A 16,644-nucleotide genomic window follows, 5' to 3' on the forward strand; every position below is an offset into this window, starting at 1 on the left:
TAGAGGTCCCCGGCCGATCCCCCAAGCCCGCTCCCGGCGGCCGACGCGGGACCAGGGGCGCCGGGAACGGCGGACCGGTGCGGATCCGCCCCCGAGGACGACCGTTCCGTGCACGGGTGGAACGTTTACCAACCCGTTACACGGCGCGCTCCGGCACGCGGCATGATCGGGAACGCACCGACGTTCCCGAGGAGGACCATGGCCACGTTCACCCGCGGGTTCGGCGGTCGCCGTGCCGACCGCGACGACACCCGCATCCCGCCCGGGCAGACCCTGGTCCGTGACTGGCCCGTCCTGTCCGCCGGCGCGACGCCCGACATCGAGCCGACCGACTGGGCCTTCTCGATCCGCACCGAGTCCGGCCTGCACCAGTGGACCTGGGACGAGGTGCACGCGCTCGGCGTCGAGGACGTCACCGTCGACATCCACTGCGTCACGCACTGGACCAAGCTCGACATGCCGTGGCGGGGCGTCCCGCTCGACCGCCTGTTCGAGGACGTCGAGACCGAACTCGACTACTGCATGGTGCACAGCCACGGCGGCTACACGACCAACGTGCCGCTCGACGAGCTGCTCGACGGCAAGTCCTGGATCGCGTTCGAGGCCGACGGTGCGCCCCTGACGCCCGAGCACGGCGGGCCGGCCCGCCTGCTGGTCCCCCACCTGTACTTCTGGAAGAGCGCCAAGTGGGTGCGCGGCATCGTCATGCAGTCCGACGACGAGCCCGGCTTCTGGGAGAACGCGGGCTACAACCTGCACGGCGACCCGTGGAAGGAAGAGCGGTACTGGTGACGCTTCCCGACACCGGCCTGGAGGCACGGATCACCCCCGCCATGCGACCCGCCGCACGCAGGCGGCCGGCCTGGCACGCCGCCACCGTCGCGTCCGTCGTCCGCGAGACGACGAACGCGCGCCGGATCGTCCTCGACGTCCCCACCTGGCCGGGCAACGACCCCGGGCAGCACCTGGACCTGCGGCTGACCGCCGAGGACGGCTACCAGGCCCAGCGCTCGTACTCCATCGCGTCGGCCGGCCCCACGACCCACATCGTGCTCGCGGTCGACCGCGTGGACGGCGGCGAGGTCTCCCCGTTCCTCGTCGACGCCGTCGAGGTCGGCGACGCGCTCGATGTCCACGGACCCCTGGGCGGCTGGTTCGTCTGGCGGCCGGGCGAGTCCACCAGGCCCGTGCAGCTCATCGCCGGCGGCTCCGGCATCGTGCCGCTCGTCGCGATGGTGACCGCCCACGCCGAGGCGGACGACCCGGCGCCCTTCCGGCTCCTCGCGGCCGTCCGCACGCCGGACGACATGTTCTTCCGCGCGGAACTCGACCAGGCGCTCACGAGCCGGGCACCGCTCGAGGTGACCCAGGTGTACAGCCGCACCGCGCCTCCAGGCTCGACCGTGCCGGCCGGACGGCTGACGCGGGACGCGCTCGCTGCGGCGGTGTTCCCGCCGGACGCGGGTGCCCTGGTCTACGTGTGCGGGTCGACGCCGTTCGTCGAGCAGGTGCTGCGCTGGCTCACCGAGCTCGGGCACGACACCAGTGACGTCCGCGCCGAACGGTTCGGGGGCACCTGATGGTCGTCGTGGACGGCAACGCTCTCGCGGGGACGCTGGCCGACAGCCTCGGTCCGGAGCCGACCGGCGTCTCCCTGTGCTGCTCCGGGTGTGGCTCGCTCGGGGTGCTCGGGCAGACCACCGTCCACCGCACCGCGATGGGGGCGGTGGCGCGCTGCCGCGGGTGTGACACGGTGCTCGTCACGGTCGTCGAGTCCGGTGCCCGGCGGTGGGTGGGGTTGCCCGGTGCTCGCACGATGTCGGCGTCGCTACCGGACGGCATCGAGTAGCACAAGGCTCGCGCGGCGGGTCGTGCGGGGTTCTTGCGGGTTCCCGCAACCCTGGATCCGGTCCCCACCCGAACGGGGGTCGGCTCCGGATACATCCTCGGAACTGCGCCGGGCCACTCACCCGGTGCGTGCCGGTGGGGGCAGGGTCGCCTCCGCGCCCGGTGGGCGCGGGTACCCGAAGCCTGCGCCCACTGGGCCCCCACGCCTTCGGCACTGCGACGCCCCGCAACGACGGAACCCCCGCCGCTCTTCCGAGCGACGGGGGTTCCGGTCTTCCTGTTCTGAGCGGATGACGAGATTCGAACTCGCGACCCTCACCTTGGCAAGGTGATGCGCTACCACTGCGCCACATCCGCATTCACACGCCGTGCTGGCCGTGCGGAGATGACTCTACCCGATGACGGGCGGCATCACCGGTTCCACCCTGGTTCCCGGCGTGTCCGGCGCGGCGCGGGCGGTCCGTCAGGTCGACGGAGTTCGATCAGACCATGAGCTACGTGCACGACAACCCGGGCGGGACCGAGGCCCACGGCGTCGACCTGGTCGACGGCGACGCCCCCGCCATCCGGATCCTGGTGCACGGCGACCTGCCGACCACGATCGAGCACGAGGGCCGCACCTGGCTCGCCACGGGTGACGCCCACGACGCCGGCACCGACGACACCCCGCCGATCGCGATCTACCGGCCGGTCTGAACCGACCCAGGGCGGCCCGGTCAGTGACCGCGGACGTCGCCCGTCAGGATCGCGTGCTCGACACCCGCTGACAGCTCGTCGTGCAGGGCGTCCGCGAAGAACTCGCCGGCACCCAGGCTGATGAGGTGCGCGACCGCGGCCTCCGCCGCGGGGAACCCGGGCTCCCACTCGTCGTGCAGGAACGCGCGGACGTGTCCGGACTCGTGCACGACGACCACGCCGATGTGCTCGTGCCGGGTGCCGTCCTCGAGCACGGCGTCGAAGACGATGGGTTCGGTGTCCTCGCCGAGTTCCTCGAGCAGGACGGTGCCGGTGCCCGGCCACTCCGTCCGGTACGGCGGCAGGTCGGGGGCGTGCAGGTGCCCGGCGAGCTCGTCCGACGCCGACTCGATGTGCCCGGTGGACAGGTACTCGTCGACGACGTCGTGGATGCGGGCGTGCAGGTCCGGCTCGTACTGCCACCAGCGCTGGTGCACGGTGCGGAGCCACTCCTGGGTCGCGGGGTCGGCCGATGCCGAGATCCCCACGAGCTGCGGTGCGGTGCCCGGCGAACCGACGACCTCGAGCTGTTCGTCGTGGGTCTCGACCGTGATCGACCCCGTGGTCTCGTCGGGGTGCACGCCGTGGACGTCCTCGGGCGCGGCGGCCCAGATGCTGGCGGGGAGCTTCGGTGGCAGGTCGAAGGGCACCGCGATCGCCGGCTGCGTCATCGCGTGGTCGATGGCGTCGCCGAGGTGCACCTCGTCCGACCGTGCACCCATCACGATGCCCCCGGTCGGTGGCACCAGCGACAGGCGTTCCAGGTCGTCCGTCGCCGCGTTCATCGACGTGAACACCACGGTGTCCGCCCACTGGACGAACGCACCGGCCGACCGGTCGTCCTCGCCGAACGGCACGTCCCACGCCGTCGGGTCGGCGAGCACCCACGATGCGGTGCGGCCGGCCGGTCCGTGGCGGACGGCGTCGACGATCGCCGGCACCAGTCCGGGCAGCTGCCGGTACGCCGGGCGGACCGTGAGCCGGTCGACGGCGAGCAGGTCGGGCTTGCCGAGCATCTCGGCTGCGTGGGTCTGCAGCGAGAAGAACGTCTCCCCCGTCGCGTCCTGCGCAGCGACGGCAGAGGCGAACGCCCCGGCGACGTCGGAGACCTGGTAGCCGAGCACCAGCGCCTCGAGCGACTCCGGCGCCCGGCTCGTGAACGCGGTGACCTCGGCGACGGAGACCGCCTCGGTCTCGTCGTCGTCGGTGATCGGGACGCGGACGTCGATCACCCACCGGTCGACGTCCTGCCCGGGGTAGGCGTCACCGTCCTCGTCCGAGATCGTGATGTGCACCACGCGCAGGGAACCGTCCCAGGCGTCGTGGACGTGCTGGGCAATGGCGGCATCGGGGTCGTCGTTCACGGATGCAACGGTACCGGTGCGATCGGCAGCGCCACGCGGACGGCGACCAGCGGCATCGACCCGCAGCCTCGCCGTCGGGGGCTGGCGAGGGGGGCGATGCGCACCACGTTGCCGACGGCCGCAGTGCTCGCTGCGGCGACGCTGCTCACGGCGACGGGCTGTTCTTCGTCGTTCTTCGAGCCGATGGCCGACCCGGTCGGGACCTGGACCCTGACGCCGGACGGGGGCAGCACCATCGTCCTGCGGCGGCAGGAGCCTCGGCTTCCGGGTCGGGGATCGTGAACGCCCCGACCCGACGTACGAGTACCGGCACGACTGAAGCGTCCGAGGACCCTGAGCGAGCGCGGGCAGCGTCGGGCACTGACGGTGCGGCTCTGCGACGCGACCCCGGGACGGACGGGAGGCCCGGTGCCGGCTGGAACCGGGCCTCCCGTCCGTCTCGCTGCCGTCACCTGCCACAGCACTCCGATCGGTCGGTCGTCAGCCCGGAGCGCTCGGCGCGCTCGGCGCGTTCGGCGCGCTTCGCGACGAACACCGCGACCTCGTCGGCCACCGCGACGGGCGCGTCGATAACCGGGAGCCGCGGCCGTCACCGGCGACCGACATCCCCGCCGTTGAACGGTCAGCGCATCACGGACAATCCCGGGACGGCGCCAGGGAGGCCACGCTCATCGTGGATCGACAGGAGCGACTCCGCGACCCGACCGGCACGATCGCGCGGTCGTCGCTCCCGTCCCGTGATCCGCACCGATGCGACTCAAGGAGGCCGCGATGGAACACACGAACCCCCGGCGGTGGGGCGCGAACGCGCCCGCTGCTGACCGACTCTTCGCTGGGACACCACGATGAGGGCCCGGAACCTCGCCGCCGCTGCGATGGTGACGGCTGCTGTCGGCATCGTGGTCTCGCGCCGCCGACGCGGCGCACCCGGGCCCGCACGGAAGGTGCTGGCCGAACCGCGTTCCGGCTGGCACGCGGTCACGGTGAACCGCGGTCGGGACGCGGTGCTGCCAGGCGGACGAGTCCCCGCGCCGCTCACGGCGTTCGGGCAGGACGTCGAGGTGGAGGCCCGTCCCGCGCCCGGCGATCGCGGCACCGAGCTCCGTGCCCGGTTCCGAGGCGGCGCCCCGGATGCACGAGGCCGGTTGCGGGCCGCGCTGCGCGAGGCGAAGCAACTCATCGAGGTCGGCGAGGTGCTCCGGGTGGATCCGGTCCCCCACGGCCGACGGAAGGCCACACCCACCGACGCGTTGGTGGACGTGGCGACGAGACGGAGCAACGAGGAGGGTGTGCTGTGAAGGCGCTCTGTTGGACCGGGGTCAACGAGACCGCGGTGGAGACGGTGGAGGACCCGAAGATCCTCAACGATCACGACGTGATCCTGAAGGTGCGTCTGAGCACCACCTGCGGGTCGGACCTGCACCTGCTCGGCGGGTACATCCCGACCATGCGATCCGGTGACGTCCTGGGGCACGAGTTCATGGGCGAGGTCGTCGAGACGGGACCGGCCGTCACGAAGCACAAGGTGGGCGACCGGGTCGTCGTCTGCTCGTTCATCGCCTGCGGGCAGTGCTGGTACTGCACTCACGGCCAGTTCTCACTCTGCGACGACGGCAACCCGAACCCGGGCTTGACCGAGGCGATGTGGGGATCGTCGATCGGCGGATGCTTCGCCTACAGCCACGCGCTCGGCGGGTTCGCGGGCAGCCACGCCGAGTACGTCCGCGTGCCCTACGCCGATCAGGGGGCGTTCACGGTCCCCGACGGCGTGTCCGACACGGCCGCCCTGTTCGCCTCCGATGCCGCACCCACCGGGTGGACCGGAGCCGACCTGGCCGGGATCACCCCGGGTGACACCGTCGCAGTGTGGGGCGCCGGTGGTGTGGGCCAGATGGCCGCTCGTGCGGCGATGCTCCTCGGCGCCGAGCAGGTGATCGTGATCGACCGCCTGCCCGAACGGCTGCGACAGGTGCGCGAGCACATCGGTGCCGAGACGCTCGACTACACCGCCGCCGCCGTGCTCCCGGAACTCAAGGAACGCACCGGCGGTCGGGGTCCCGACGTCTGCATCGAGGCCGTCGGCATGGAAGCGCACGGTACCGGACCGCTGTACCTGTCCGACCAGGCCAAGCAGCAGCTGCGGTTGCAGACCGACCGGCCGACCGCCCTGCGCGAGGCCATCTACGCCTGCCGGAAGGGCGGCAGCCTGTTCTCGCTCGGGGTCTTCGGTGGGCTCGTCGACAAGTTCCCGTTCGGCGCGATCATGAACAAGGGCATGACGGTCCGCGGCGCCCAGCAGCACGGGCACCGCTACATCCCGATGATCCTCGACCGCATCGCCGCGGGAGAGATCAGCACCGAGCACCTCGCCACGCACGTGATGCCATTGTCGCAAGGGCCGCGCGGGTACGAGATGTTCAAGAACAAGGACGACGGTTGCGTCCGCGCCGTCTTCACCCCCGGCGTGTGACGACCGACCACGCAGCGGAGCGGAGGAAGGAACGATCATGAGGGCACGACGATGAACGATCGGATACTCTCCACGCGCCGGGCCCTCATCATCGTGGGGGTCGGGGTCCTGGTCGGGGTCGCGTTGACCTTCACCGGGGCTCCGTCCCTCGGGCCGCTCGCGGCCTGGTGCACGGCCGGCCTGATCGCGCTGGTCGAGGTCTGGCACAAGTGCTGGCGCCAGGACGCCGACGGCACCGAGCGTCTCGCACGCGAGGAGTTCCGAGACACGGGTCAGTGACAACGCGCTCATCGTGGCCTGTTTCGCGAGTCTCGCCGCCGTCGTCCTGGCGCTGAGCGAAGCCAGCCAGGCGCGAGATCCGGCTTCGGTCGCGGCGGTCATCCTGGGTGTGCTCGGCACGATGGTGGCGTGGGCGTTGGTCAACACGGTCTACGCCCTGAAGTACGCCCGGATGTTCTTCCTCGACCACCGGGGCGGCGGGTTCGACGTCAAGCAGGACGGGCGGCCGACCTCCAGCGACTTCGCTTACTTCGCCTTCACGATCGGCATGTCGTACGCGGCACCAGAGGTCGAGCCGGATGACAGTGAGACCCGGCGGAAGGCGTTGCCGCACGCGCTGCTGTCGTACTTCTTCGGGACGGTGCTGATCGCGGTGGCCATCAACCTGGTGACGAACCTCGGTCAGGGGTGAGCGGAGGGATCCTCGTCGACTCTAGGCTGGCCGACGTGACCGACCTCGCTCCTGACCAGACCGCGCCGAACGCCGCAGGGTTCCCCGCATCGGCAGCCGTGCCGCTACCGCCCCTCAGCCTGCTCGCGGTGGTGGCGATCGCTCTCGCGTTCGTCGCGCCGATCGGCGGTCTCGTCGTCGGGTTCATCGCGCGGCGCGACGTGCAACTGACCGGTGAGCGGGGTGACGGCATCGCGTTCGCGGCGATCCTGATCGGGGCGACGCTGACGTTGTTCGGGATCATCGTGCCGCTGTTCCTCGGCGGCGCGGGGATCCTCGACCTGGACCTGCGGCTCTGATCGCTAGCCTTCCGGCATGGGGAACCACGACGGCGCGATGCCCATCCGATCGGCGACGGTCCACGATGCCGGGGCGATCGCCCGCGTGCACGCGGCCTCGTGGCGTGAGACCTACGGCCGGTTCGTCGACGATCCGGACACGAACCCGTGGTTCGACGTGGATCGGCGGGTCGACATGTGGCGGTCGATGCTCGCCGATCCCTCGACGTGCCGGGGCGTGCGTGTTGCGCTGGACGACACCGGCGTCATCGGCTTCGCTGCCGTGCAGCCGACGCCCGGACCCGAGGCCGCCCGACCCGAGGAACTGACGATGCTGTACGTGCTCGCCCGCGCGCACGGAACCGGCACCGGCCAGGCGCTGCTCGACGACCTGCTCGCCGATCGTCCGGCGTCGCTGTGGGTGGCCGCGGACAACCCTCGGGCACACGCCTTCTACCAGCGGAACGGCTTCACGCCCGACGGCGCGGAATCGGCGTTCGGACCGATCCCGCTGACGGTTCGGCTGGCGCGCTGAGGATCAGTCCGCCACGGGAGCCGACAGGTCCCAGACGGTGTCGGCCTCGTACTGCTCGGACCAACCGCGCCGCATCCGGGCAGCGGCGCGGTCGAAGGCGTCGACGACGTCGGTGTCCGGCGTCAGGAGCGCCTGCAGGCGGAGCCCGTCGAACAGTGCGACGAGCTGCTGCGCGCCGCGGATCGGGTCCATGGTCGCGGGCTCACGGCCGGCGTGGACGTCTCGCTGCAGCGCGGTCCGGACCGTCTCGCGGAACTGCAGGTAGGCCGACCGGTAGTAGTCGGCACCGTCGGTGGACGGGTCGGTGGAGACGGCCAGCGTGGCGGCGATCAAGCGCATGAGGGCCGGATCCTCGGCGTGGGCCGCGAGCAGCGCGTGCAGGAACGCCACCGTCCCCTTCTCGCCGGCGAGCGGGAGCAGCGGGGCCGACACTGCCCGGGTCCACCGCATCACGGCGGCAGCGAGCAGCGCGGGCTCGGACGGGAACAGCTCGAGGATCTCCGCCTGCCCCATCCCCGACCGGGACGCGACGTCCTCGAGCGAGAAGCGTGAGAGTCCACCGTCGTGCAGGACGGCGATCGCGCCGTTGATCGCCCGGGTGCGCGGGACTTCCTCGTCCGCGGCGTTCTGGTTCGTCAGCGGTGCCAGCGGGTGCTTCCGGAACCAGTCCAGCAGCGCACGTGCGCGGGACGCCCCGAACGCCGGGTCGGTCGGACGACCGGCGGTGAACAGGTCGCTGAACCCGGGAACGTCCTGCATCAGCGGGTCGAGCGACTGGAACGCCATCGACCAGTCCGGGAACGAGCGCCGGGCGATCGGCTCGTCGAGCAGCACCCGGACGTTCGTGTGCCGCGGGTCGGCCTGGACCTGGTCGAAGCGCTGCCGGACGACGTCGTCCTCGCCCTCGATGATGCCGATGCAGTTGTCGTCGCGGTGCGCGAGCATGCCCGTGACACCGAGTCGTGTGTTCTTCTCGCGGCCGACCGCCAGGATCTGGGCGAGTTCGGAATCCGTGATCGGACGGGTCTGGGTGCTGGTGTAGACGAGCGATCGCATGGTGCTGCTTCCTGGTCGGACGGTCCCCCGGTGTGTGGGAGGCGCCGCCGTATCGAACCCGAATCGACTCGACGGCACCTCGTGGTCACCGTAACCAGCGGCGACCACCTTCACTGCGACGCAAGACGGTCCGTGGCTGTCCGGCACCCGGAGGATGCCGACCTCTGAATGGAACCATCCGACGGTCCTCGGCGGTACCCCCACTACGGGGAACGCTCGTTCTCCGGCGGTCGCACGTGGCGCACGTGGCGCACGTGGCGCACGTCAGGTTGCGCGGTCGCCTGTTCCAGGCGTCTCGACGATGCGGTCACCCGTCGTCGGGTCCCATCCGACCGTGCGGGGTTCAGCTGCTCGAGGACGCCGTGCATCCCGCGGGAAGAACGGTCGTGCGCTCGGCAGGTAGCTGAGCACCGCCGCGACGACGATGCAGACGGCGTCGACGAGGCTCCGGTCCATGCCGTCGGTGGCGATGGTGATCACCGCGCTGCAGGCGGTCAGCCCGGCGATGATCGCGAGCCAGAGTCGCGCGTTCCCGGAGCCTCGTCCCATCAGCGTCGCAAGCCACAGGAACAGTGCCGACCAGGCGAGGACGAAGAGGAGCCCGAGCGACGCCCCGATGATCGCGCCGCCGGCTTCGCGCATGGACACGACGATGCCGGGCGCCGCGGCCGCGAGGCTGATGACGACGGAAACCCACCAGAGCGCCACGGCGACCGTGACGACCCGCGGTCGCGTGCGCTGTTCGGTGCGCTGTTCCATCAGGTGCTCCCCCGTCGTGCCGGATCCGGCACGACGATCCTACGGTGACGGCTGACGCACTCCGGCCATGCGCGATCGGCGGAGGATGACCAGTCCCACGGTCAGTCCGGCTGCGAGTAAGGCGAAGGTCAGGAACGACGCGAACCCGATCGTCACCAGCCGGTCGTGCGGCGCACCGACACCCAGGAGCAGCCGAAGCGTGAGCAACGGCACCACGACGGCGGCCGTCCACGAAGCGATCACCAACACCGAGAGCAAGATGACCGCGCCCCGGTGCGGAGCCGTCCCGGGGGCGTTGATCATGCGACCATCCAACCAGTGGCCTGGTGCGAGCCCCTAGGGGCGGTAGTCCTCCCGACGTGGTGGGACCTGCGCCGCGTGTGAGTCGGTGAACGGCTTTGCGCCCCGCATCCCACCCAGCGTCTTGGCGACCGTCGTCAGCAACCAGCCCAGCCCCCGTGCCGCGGCGCTCAAGATCCTCATGGTGCCCCCTCGTCGGACCGACCTGCGATGTCGGACTCTTTCCGTCACACCGTACGCGGAGGGCCGTGCCCCCGCCAGGGACGGCAGACTCTCGGGCCCGTCGTCGATCGTCGTCCCGCATAGGCTGGACGCCCGACCGGGGAGGAGCCGCGATGCCGGTGGTCCGCGAGCGAGTGCCGTTGTGGCGCACGCCCTGGTGGCACCCTCGCCGCTGGGAAGCGCGCATGTGGGTGCTGCTCGTCGCGGCTGCTGCTGGCGGCGTCCTCCGCGAAGTGGCGCATCCGTTCTACGACGACGGGGTCGAGGCGATCGTGAACTGGCTCGGCCTCTGCATCCCGGGATGTGTGATCGCGTACGTCGTGGTCGGTCGGTGGAAGAAGGGTCTCACCACGCTGTGGAAGCCGTCCTGGCGCGAGCTCCGACGGATCCTGGTCGCGGCACCGCTCGGGGTGCTGGCCCTGCGGCTGCTCATCGAGGACGACGACGCGTGGTTGTGGCTGCTCGCCGGGGTGTCCGCCGCGCTGCTCGCGCTCGCGGTGGCTCGCTGGGTCGCTGCCCACCGCGATCGTCGACGTCGGACGAATGCGGACGGGACGGTGTCCGCTGACCCCTACGCGTAGCTCCCGATGGGGTTCGTCGATCCCTACGCGTCCTGTGCCGAGTCGGTCTTCGACGGCAACCGCGATGCCACGAGCGTCCCGACCAGCGCCACCACCGCGAAGGCCACGAACCCGAACGGCAGCCCGATCGCGCTGCCGACACCACCGACGACGAGCGGTCCGACGGCGTCCCCGGTCTCGCGCCCGAGCTCCGCGGAGCCCATGGTGCGACCGAACCGATCCGGCGGAGTCGTCCCGGCGAGGTGCGCGAACGCAACGGGCGTCAGCGTGGCGACACCGGCCCCGGCGAGCAGGGCCGCGATGAAGACGGCCACCACCGAGGGTGCCACGGCGACCACCAGGAAGGCCGCGGCAACCGCGGCCGTCCCGACCGCACCCGCGACCCCGGTACCGAGGCGCCCGGCGTCGTGCAGTCGACCGGCGACGGGCTGCACGAGCGACGACGTGACCGCGAGGACGGCGACCGCGAGCGTCGACACCAGGAGCGGGATGCCGACATCGGTGCCGAGCGCCGGGAGCATCCCGGTCAGCGCGCCGATCGCAGCGCTACCGACGGCCAGCACGACGACCGGGATCAGGAACTGGCGGTCCGTGGCCGCTCGGACCATCGCGGCGAGCGTGGCCCGCTGCCGGGGCAGGGGCACGATCGGCTCGACAGCGACGAACACCGCCACCGCGGTCAGCAGGGCCATCACGACGAGGATCCCGAAGAGCCACTGCGTACTGCCGAACTGCACCACGAGTGCACCGATGACCGGTCCCCCGGCGTAGCCGAGACCCTTCCACGAGCCGTACCGACCGAAGTACGTCCCCCGACGGTTCGCCGGCACGAGACGGGCGACCGCGGCGGACGATGCCGGCGAGAACGCGGAGGCGCCGGAACCCTGCAGCAGACGCGCGAGGCCGAGCCAGAACGGTCCGGTCCCGAAGACGCCGATGAGTGAGGCCGCTGCGAACACGACGAGTCCGCCGACGATCACCGGTCGCGGCCCGATGCGGTCGGACAGTGCGCCGAAGACCGGCTTGAGGACGAGTTCGGCGACGTCGTAGAGCGCCAGGAAGAGCCCGAGCCACGCCAGCGTCAGGCCGAGTTCGAGGTGCTCGCCGCCGACCGCTGCGGCGATGCTGTTTGCCCCGAAGGCGGTCACGAAGCCCGCGGCGTACAGCGGCGCGAGCCGAGGGACAGTGGTCGTCGACGGGGCGGTCACGTGCTCACCTTGGCCGACCACGGGCCGGACCGCCAACGCTCACGATCATTCCTCGTGACTGCGTGACGCTCTGCCTCATCCACGATCGGCCATCCCTTCGCCGGTGTGTCTGCGGTGTCCACGGGGTGGTGCAGCCTCGGATCAAGCGTGTCGAAACCCTCACTGTTCGGCCTCGATCGACATGGCGTTGACGAATCGTCAGCGACCGCGACGCATGATGGGTGGCATGAAACAGTGGACTTCCGCAGAGACCACCGAGCTCATCGTCAAGAGCTGGTTGTGGATGACGCTCCTCACCGCGCCGGTCGCCACCGTCATCGCCGTCGCGTGGTGGAACCCCATCGCCCTCTCCCTCTTCGTGCCGGCCTCGCTCATCTTCACCGGCATCGGAGCAGCCATCGGCGGCATCGCCTCCATCCCCTTCTCCCACGGACTCAGTCGAGCCCTGATGCGAGTCCGGAGCCGCCTCGTCCACGCCATCGCACACTCCCTGCTCGCCGGCGCGCTCGCGGCGGCCTGCCTCGCGCTCTTCCTCGTCATGAACGATGGGGACGACCTCTCGACGTGGCCGCTCATCGCGTCCGTAGCCGCCGGCATCGCCGCGGCGATCGCACGGTGGCGGCTCGACCGCACCAGGACGACGGCAGAGCCGACAGCAGCGGACGTCGTCGACGACGCCGGGGCCTAGCCGGACCACGACCAGCGCCCGTCGGGACTGTCAACGGGAAAGAGGGGTGTCGGCGCCGGTGCCGGGGGATGTACTCGAGTTCGTCTGAGGTGGCGACGGCCACGTCCGACCGGTCGATAGGGTCGGTTCGTGGGGAACTCCGTGACGCTGAACGTGCTGGCCGCTTCGTCGACGACGGCGGGAGACGACCCGGCTGTCCGCGCCGGCGAGGTCGACCTGGACGCGGTCACCGGTGAGTGGGAAGTGCAGTGGCTCCTGCCGTTCCTCTGGATCGGGTTCGTGCCGGATGCGTGGTTCCAAGCGCACAGTGACCGGCTCCTCGCAGCGCTTGCCGCTGGTGAAGACGAGAGCCCGGACCTCACCGACGTCGTCGTGCCCTGGCCCACCGCTGCTGAGGCGTTCCGAACGCGGCTGCCAGCGGTGGTCGCCGTGTGGCCGGAGTTCGCTGAGCCCGCGAATCGGTTCCTCTCGGATGTCACCTCGGTGGCGGAGCGGACAACGAACCCCGTCATCCGGCTGCAACTCGACGAGCTGGTCACGGCGTCGTGGGGTGATGAGTCGGAACTCAATCGGTACGTCGCCGACGTCCTCGCTGACGCGGACCAATGGGACGACCCTCGACGGACCGCTGAGGGTCGGGTGTCCGACTTCCACCGGGCAGCGACAGCAGACGAGCCAGGCCGGTCGTTCCTGCTCGGTGGTGAATGGACGTACGGCGGGTCTTCGTTGCCGCGTGACGAACCGGTGCCGTTGCCGGCTCCGAGCCGGGCGGCACCATCCGCGCCGCACGATGCACGCGTCGACCGTCAGGCGGAGACGCCTCGGGTGCCGAGACCTTCGTGGATCAACGAGCGGCAGTGGGCCGGCCGCTACGGGATCCATGGTGAGGACCTCTGGCAGGTCGCGGCCTTGGCCGCAGCTCGGAAGGCCCGAGCACAGGCGAACGTGTGGCCGTGGCACTGGATGGTGGCGATCGCGGTGACGTTCGCAGTCGTGACGTGGCTCATCGTCGGCATGTTCTCCGACAGCATGCTGTGGGCGACCATCGCTGGAGCAGTCGTCCTCGTCAGCGTTGCTGCGATGTGGGGGCGTGCTGCTGGTCGAGCTCGCCGAAGCTAGCGCAGCGGACGTCGCTGGGTCGACCGGGCGGTGCTGATGAACCGGTCGAGTGCGTCGCCGACGTCGTCGTGCCAGGAGCCGTCGGACCAGGCGCCGGCTTTCTCGTCGGTTGCCCAGACGTGCCAGCGGTCACCCTCTTCGTCAAGCGCTGTCGCGTCGGCGGTTCCCCGCTCGCCGGGCCAGAGGACCCGCAGGCGTTCGTCGGCGACCACCGCGCGGGCTTCGTCCAGGTCGGTGAACGGCAGCGGTTTCCGCCACTGGTCGATGACGACGCCGATGCGCTTGCTGGGGGTGCCGTCCCAGTCGATGTCGAGTCCTCGGTCGGAGAGGACGCTGGCGACCCGTTCCCCTGCGGTGAGCTGGGAGCGTTCGTTGACGGCTGCTTCACCGCGGGTGGAGAGCATCGACTTCGCGACCAGGTCGGGGTCGATGTCAGGCGCTGGGCGGAACGACCCGTACGCGAGGCGCAGAACGCACCGTTCCAGGGCGAGCCCGTCCGTGTCCTGCTCATGGAAGAACACGTACGCCCACTCTCGCTGTCCGTCGGGCGCTGTCTGGTCCGGTGTTCGCCGGTCACGCGCTTCCAGGAACCCGTCGCTCTGGTCGACGCCGAGGTTCATCCCGGTGACGAAGCCGTCACGGGCGAGCTCCGCGAAGGCGAACTGGAGACGGTCGTACTGGCTGCTGCGCCAGTCCCAGGTTGCCTCCTCCTGCCGGCGTGCATCCCAGATGAGCCGGGTGCGCGCGAGGACGGTGCGGCGGAGCTCGTCAACGTCCGGTACGTCGTCCTCGTACCATTCGACGACTGTCTCGACGACGTCGTCGAAGCGGCGGAACCCGGGCAGCATCTGCTCGGTGACCGTTTCGTCGATCATCTGCTCGTCGGGTTCGACCTCGTCGAGGATGTCGGAGTCGGTCTGGTCGATGCTGTCGTCCGGCTTCCGCCGCCGCCACTTGTCGAAGATCCCCACGGACGGATCCTATGCGGCGCTGGTGTCGCGCCGCCGGGACGCGGACCGGTCCGGGAGTCTGGTGCAGCAGCTCGAGGTCCTGCACCGGCAGGCCGGTGACGCTGGCTCGAGACGGTCGACCGGAGCGGAATCTTGCGGTTTGCGGTCTACGTCTGCGTGAGGACCTTCGCGTGACCGTGGCCGTCGGCGAAGACGTACGCGGATCCGCCGCCGAAGTTCACGCCGAGGGGGTCCTCGTCGAGCATCGCGACGAACCGGTATCCGTCCGGAGTCTCGTCGTTCTGGATCCACGCCGGCCTCCCGCCCCACTGGCCGGCGACGGTGACACCGTCGGCGCGCGCCTCGGCCAACGCGTCGGAGTAGTCGTCCGCGGCTGCCTGGTGCACGCCGAGGAGCCACGGTGCACCGGCCATCACGGCGGTGCCGGACGATGATGCCGGCCGTCCGGCCGGGTGCAGGTCGCGTCCACCGACGACGATGGCAGCGTTGCACCCGGCGTCCGGGTCCCAGGACGGGCAGGAGCCCGGGTCTGCCTGGCAGATGAAGACGAGGATGAGGCTGCCGTCGTGCTCGAGCTGCGCGGTGAACTGCATCGGCTCGTGGTGTTCAGCGCACGTCGGCCAGTCGAAGCCGTCGGGAACGCTGGGCTGCCCGCCGAGTCGTGAGGACACCAACGGTGCGGTGAGGTCCGACCGGTACGCGCCGAGGAGCCGAACACCGGCTCGGGTTCGACGTACTGCGACAGCGTCGTGACTCCGGGTCGACGACGACGCGGCGCTGAGGCGGATGCTCTCCGGCGTGCCGCTGCGGATGGCGGCGACGACGAAGGACGGGTCGTCGGTCGGGAGGTCCCATCGCAGGAGGGACTGGTAGGGCTCCTTCCCTGTCCCGGTGTACGGGGCAGGGCCGTTGTCCTCCGCCAGGAGCATCCGCTCGACCTGCCAGGCGTCCAGGAGTGGGTACCCGGCGCCAGTTGCCTCGGAGACGATCCGGGTTGCGGTTCGCCGAGCGATCGCCTGCCGGCGCTGGCGGCCGCTCCGGTACAGGACGAAATGGAGCAGGTGCGCGACGATGGGGAACGGGAGCACCCACACGGCCGCGAGGAGGGACGACTGGCTCTGACTGCGGTAGTCGAACGCGTCGTAGTACACGGAGAGGGCGATGTAGGCGATGACGCCGAGGGTGTACACGAGTGTGTACACGGCGCCGAACACCCGCAGGCCCGGCGGGGTGCGCACCGCAGCAGCAGCGCTGGTGTCGATGATGACGTCCGGCGGCAGATCCGCTGTCAACGGCGGGGACCGAGCGTGTGACGCGAGACGACGGCGGAGACTGCCACGCCGACGAACGATGCGGCGGCGTCTGCACCGGTGAGGACACCCGCGGACGGACGGTGTCGGTGTGGACGGTACGTGCTCATGCTGCTCCCCCGAGAGTGCCGTCCCTCCACGCTACCGCCATGCCGGTGGTCGCCTGCCCACCCCACTCGAGCGCTCCACCCACGCAGCCGCTGATCAGATGTCGGGGAGCAACGGGCCGACACGAGCACAACGGCTCGAGTCGGACCGATGCAGCGAAGACCGCCGACGGGGTCGCCGTCGCCGGATCCGTGCCGGGTCCGCGGACCGGCCCATCCGGCCACCCTTGGAACGACGAAAGCCCCCGACCGGACCTGGTGGTCCTGCCGGGGGCTCCGTGGTGGTGGGCGATACTGGGATCGAACCAGTGACCTCTTCCGTGTCAGGGAAGCGCGCTACCGCTGCGCCAATCGCCCAAGTCC

General features: G+C 70.7%; 21 protein-coding genes and 2 tRNA genes. 14 read left to right on the plus strand and 9 right to left on the minus strand.

Annotation, left to right across the window (positions count from 1 at the left end):
- Positions 1-198: 198 nt before the first annotated feature.
- Genes BIU95_RS05155 through BIU95_RS05165 form a run of 3 tightly spaced genes read left to right on the plus strand, consistent with a single transcriptional unit; the run spans position 199 to position 1,849 of the window.
- Positions 199-792 carry a molybdopterin-dependent oxidoreductase gene (locus BIU95_RS05155; RefSeq protein WP_042537144.1) on the plus strand — a complete coding sequence of 198 codons (594 nt, stop codon included), beginning with the start codon at positions 199-201 and terminating at the stop codon, positions 790-792.
- A complete protein-coding gene (locus BIU95_RS05160) occupies positions 789-1,580 on the plus strand; it encodes a ferredoxin reductase (protein ID WP_083389249.1) in 792 nt (263 codons plus the stop codon). Before BIU95_RS05155 ends, BIU95_RS05160 begins: the two co-directional genes overlap by 4 nt.
- Complete coding sequence (locus BIU95_RS05165) at positions 1,580-1,849, plus strand: DUF6510 family protein (protein ID WP_071250765.1); 270 nt, start codon at positions 1,580-1,582, stop codon at positions 1,847-1,849. The genes BIU95_RS05160 and BIU95_RS05165 overlap by 1 nt, the downstream gene beginning before the upstream one ends.
- Before the next feature lie 284 nt (positions 1,850-2,133).
- Here the strand turns inward: BIU95_RS05165 and BIU95_RS05170 are convergent.
- A tRNA-Gly gene (locus BIU95_RS05170) sits at positions 2,134-2,205 on the minus strand.
- A gap of 132 nt (positions 2,206-2,337) precedes the next feature.
- Between BIU95_RS05170 and BIU95_RS05175 the strand changes: the two genes are divergently transcribed.
- Positions 2,338-2,544: a hypothetical protein gene (locus tag BIU95_RS05175; protein WP_017887403.1), complete on the plus strand. Its 207-nt coding sequence runs from the start codon at positions 2,338-2,340 to the stop codon at positions 2,542-2,544.
- Between the two features lie 20 nt (positions 2,545-2,564).
- Here the strand turns inward: BIU95_RS05175 and BIU95_RS05180 are convergent, their stop codons facing one another.
- On the minus strand, positions 2,565-3,947 hold the full coding sequence (locus BIU95_RS05180) for a hypothetical protein (RefSeq protein ID WP_071250767.1): 1,383 nt from the start codon (positions 3,945-3,947) through the stop codon (positions 2,565-2,567).
- Positions 3,948-4,043: 96 nt separating this feature from the next.
- On the opposite strand from BIU95_RS05180, the gene BIU95_RS18155 reads away from it, so the two are divergent.
- The 7 genes from BIU95_RS18155 (at position 4,044) to BIU95_RS05210 (ending at position 7,960) form a co-directional block, all read left to right on the plus strand.
- A complete protein-coding gene (locus BIU95_RS18155; protein WP_139179664.1) occupies positions 4,044-4,229 on the plus strand; it encodes a hypothetical protein in 186 nt (61 codons plus the stop codon).
- A 563-nt stretch (positions 4,230-4,792) separates the two neighbouring features.
- Positions 4,793-5,245: a hypothetical protein gene (locus tag BIU95_RS05190; protein WP_071250770.1), complete on the plus strand. Its 453-nt coding sequence runs from the start codon at positions 4,793-4,795 to the stop codon at positions 5,243-5,245.
- Entirely contained in the window at positions 5,242-6,417 is a 1,176-nt protein-coding gene (locus tag BIU95_RS05195; RefSeq protein ID WP_071250771.1) for a zinc-dependent alcohol dehydrogenase, read from the plus strand. The genes BIU95_RS05190 and BIU95_RS05195 overlap by 4 nt, the downstream gene beginning before the upstream one ends.
- 51 nt (positions 6,418-6,468) lie before the next feature.
- Positions 6,469-6,696, plus strand: coding sequence for a hypothetical protein (locus tag BIU95_RS18915; RefSeq protein ID WP_214518986.1), 228 nt, complete (start codon positions 6,469-6,471; stop codon positions 6,694-6,696).
- Between the two features lie 13 nt (positions 6,697-6,709).
- A complete protein-coding gene (locus BIU95_RS18920; RefSeq protein ID WP_217639428.1) occupies positions 6,710-7,108 on the plus strand; it encodes a DUF1345 domain-containing protein in 399 nt (132 codons plus the stop codon).
- A 35-nt stretch (positions 7,109-7,143) separates the two neighbouring features.
- The gene (locus BIU95_RS05205; RefSeq protein ID WP_071250773.1) at positions 7,144-7,446 is read left to right on the plus strand and encodes a DUF4190 domain-containing protein; all 303 of its coding nucleotides are present in this window, start codon (positions 7,144-7,146) and stop codon (positions 7,444-7,446) included.
- 16 nt (positions 7,447-7,462) lie between these two features.
- Positions 7,463-7,960, plus strand: a complete 498-nt coding sequence (locus tag BIU95_RS05210; protein ID WP_071250776.1) for a GNAT family N-acetyltransferase — start codon at positions 7,463-7,465, stop codon at positions 7,958-7,960.
- Between the two features lie 3 nt (positions 7,961-7,963).
- Here the strand turns inward: BIU95_RS05210 and BIU95_RS05215 are convergent, their stop codons facing one another.
- From BIU95_RS05215 to BIU95_RS05225, 3 genes are all read right to left on the minus strand, one after another.
- Positions 7,964-9,016, minus strand: a complete 1,053-nt coding sequence (locus BIU95_RS05215) for a BLUF domain-containing protein (protein WP_052481622.1) — start codon at positions 9,014-9,016, stop codon at positions 7,964-7,966.
- Between the two features lie 264 nt (positions 9,017-9,280).
- Positions 9,281-9,775 (minus strand): hypothetical protein, encoded by a 495-nt coding sequence (locus tag BIU95_RS05220; protein ID WP_017887412.1) that lies wholly within the window; start codon positions 9,773-9,775, stop codon positions 9,281-9,283.
- 39 nt (positions 9,776-9,814) lie between these two features.
- Positions 9,815-10,078, minus strand: a complete 264-nt coding sequence (locus tag BIU95_RS05225) for a hypothetical protein (RefSeq protein ID WP_071250778.1) — start codon at positions 10,076-10,078, stop codon at positions 9,815-9,817.
- Positions 10,079-10,482: 404 nt separating this feature from the next.
- Between BIU95_RS05225 and BIU95_RS05230 the strand changes: the two genes are divergently transcribed.
- Positions 10,483-10,878 (plus strand): hypothetical protein, encoded by a 396-nt coding sequence (locus BIU95_RS05230; protein ID WP_071250779.1) that lies wholly within the window; start codon positions 10,483-10,485, stop codon positions 10,876-10,878.
- Positions 10,879-10,901: 23 nt separating this feature from the next.
- On the opposite strand, the gene BIU95_RS05235 is transcribed toward BIU95_RS05230, so the two are convergent.
- A complete protein-coding gene (locus BIU95_RS05235; protein WP_254783273.1) occupies positions 10,902-12,086 on the minus strand; it encodes an MFS transporter in 1,185 nt (394 codons plus the stop codon).
- A 226-nt stretch (positions 12,087-12,312) separates the two neighbouring features.
- Here BIU95_RS05235 and BIU95_RS05240 point away from each other — a divergent pair, with 226 nt between their 5' ends.
- Positions 12,313-12,774, plus strand: a complete 462-nt coding sequence (locus BIU95_RS05240) for a hypothetical protein (protein ID WP_139179665.1) — start codon at positions 12,313-12,315, stop codon at positions 12,772-12,774.
- Between the two features lie 129 nt (positions 12,775-12,903).
- Positions 12,904-13,893, plus strand: coding sequence for a hypothetical protein (locus tag BIU95_RS05245; RefSeq protein WP_071250785.1), 990 nt, complete (start codon positions 12,904-12,906; stop codon positions 13,891-13,893).
- Here the strand turns inward: BIU95_RS05245 and BIU95_RS05250 are convergent.
- The 3 genes from BIU95_RS05250 to BIU95_RS05260 all read right to left on the minus strand — a co-directional run bounded on the left by BIU95_RS05250 (position 13,890) and on the right by BIU95_RS05260 (position 16,638).
- Positions 13,890-14,864 carry a hypothetical protein gene (locus BIU95_RS05250; protein WP_071250787.1) on the minus strand — a complete coding sequence of 325 codons (975 nt, stop codon included), beginning with the start codon at positions 14,862-14,864 and terminating at the stop codon, positions 13,890-13,892. The two genes, BIU95_RS05245 and BIU95_RS05250, sit on opposite strands and share 4 nt — an antisense overlap.
- A 146-nt stretch (positions 14,865-15,010) precedes the next feature.
- Positions 15,011-16,156 (minus strand): DUF1963 domain-containing protein, encoded by a 1,146-nt coding sequence (locus tag BIU95_RS17695; protein WP_139179666.1) that lies wholly within the window; start codon positions 16,154-16,156, stop codon positions 15,011-15,013.
- A 407-nt stretch (positions 16,157-16,563) separates the two neighbouring features.
- Positions 16,564-16,638: transfer RNA gene (locus BIU95_RS05260), tRNA-Val, on the minus strand.
- Between the last annotated feature and the right edge of the window lie 6 nt (positions 16,639-16,644).

The sequence above is a fragment of the Curtobacterium sp. MCBA15_007 genome, assembly GCF_001864905.1.
Classification (GTDB): Bacteria; Actinomycetota; Actinomycetes; order Actinomycetales; family Microbacteriaceae; genus Curtobacterium; species Curtobacterium poinsettiae.